1 protein-coding gene is annotated in these 1489 nt (G+C 31.5%); it reads right to left on the reverse strand.

What is annotated here, in order from left to right:
* Window positions 1–1489, reverse strand: a 1489-nt coding sequence (locus BAZSYMA_RS01790; protein WP_090714991.1) for an ATP-binding protein, incomplete at both ends; no start/stop codon positions are given.

Here is a 1489-nt window from a genome sequence, read left to right on the forward strand (position 1 = left end):
TTTTTGTTGCTTTCTTAATGCATTAACCGCTTCCTCAATACCTTTTTCAGTTTTTTCTTGAGCCCATTCATCCCAAAAGTCAACCGTTGCACTATTTGGCTTAATATTTGGTTCATCAATTTTTACTCTAGTTGGAAGAAGTGAGGCATCTCCAACGATTAAACTTTCACCAATATCTAAAATTGGAAGCAATTCAGAAAAATCTCCTAAATTATCAGGAAATAATCTTTTTATTACATTTTGATCATCTGGATTTGTTAATCTCATTGCGATAAAATTACCACACTGACTTAAAATTGTTTTATTGACATCAGAGGGTCTTTGGCTAATTACTACAAGCGAAATTCCATATTTACGACCTTCTTTTGCAATTCTTTCAAAACTTTGCAATCCCTTTTCTTCTACACTTCCTTTAGGATTTGCAGGGAGGTATAAATGTGCTTCATCACAAAATAATGCAATAGGGTGCCTTTTTTCATCTTCTGTCCATTGCTGAATTGAGAATATTAACCTGCTAATTAACCCAGTTATTAGAGGAAGTATATCTGATGGAACCTCTGAAAAATCAATTATTTTTAATCCTTTATCATTCCCAAAATCAAGTAAATTTTTGATTAGTGAGACCAACCAATCATATTCGAGAAGTTCATCATCTGAATTAAATATAAAATTTAATCTTTTATCTGACTGCTTACTTTGTAATCTTTGAATAAATCGAGTTAATTTGCCATGCAAAGACCCTTGTTTTTCTTTTCCCTTTGAACCCACCACCATTTCTTTGTCTTTTTCTTCAAGAGCAGTTAATATATCACTAATTTTATAAGGCACAGGGCTTTCAACTGTAAAATTATCTAAAACATCTTGTTTGCGTTCTTCTTCAAGTTTCTCTCTTTTATATTTAATAATTAAATCAAATAAAGTTCTTGATTGGTTTGGTGCATTGCTATCACTTCTATCCAAAAGCATAGATTCAATTTCTTCGTAGGACAATAGCCAATAAGGTAGAAACATCACATTTTTATCTTTCGGCTCATCAGAAGGGCCAGCAATTTTTAGTAAAGTAGTATTGTCTAATTCTTGGAGTGGCTTATATTCCCCATGTAAATCAAATACAAGACTATTGATAGATTGAAGATTTGTTGCTTTTTCTAATATATTTGCAACCGTCCAAGATTTACCTGAACCAGTGCCACCAACTATTACAGCATGTCTTTGAAAAAACTTATTGCCATCAAGATTTGCATCAGACTCTTCTGAAATAGTATATTTCCCAATTTTAAGTGGGTTTTTACTGTTAGAAGAAATTGTATTCATAAACTCTGACAATTCCTCGCCTTGCAATAAAAAACAATCTGCATTTATACTTGGTACAGTATTTAATGTTCTTTTAAATACATTTTCTTTAGTCCCAATTTTTACGAACAATGTGCCAACTAAATTTACTTTTATAATATTTTCAACTACAAAATCGGGCTCACTATTTTCATCT

The organism is Bathymodiolus azoricus thioautotrophic gill symbiont (genome assembly GCF_001298715.1).
Taxonomy (GTDB): Bacteria; Pseudomonadota; Gammaproteobacteria; order PS1; family Pseudothioglobaceae; genus Thiodubiliella.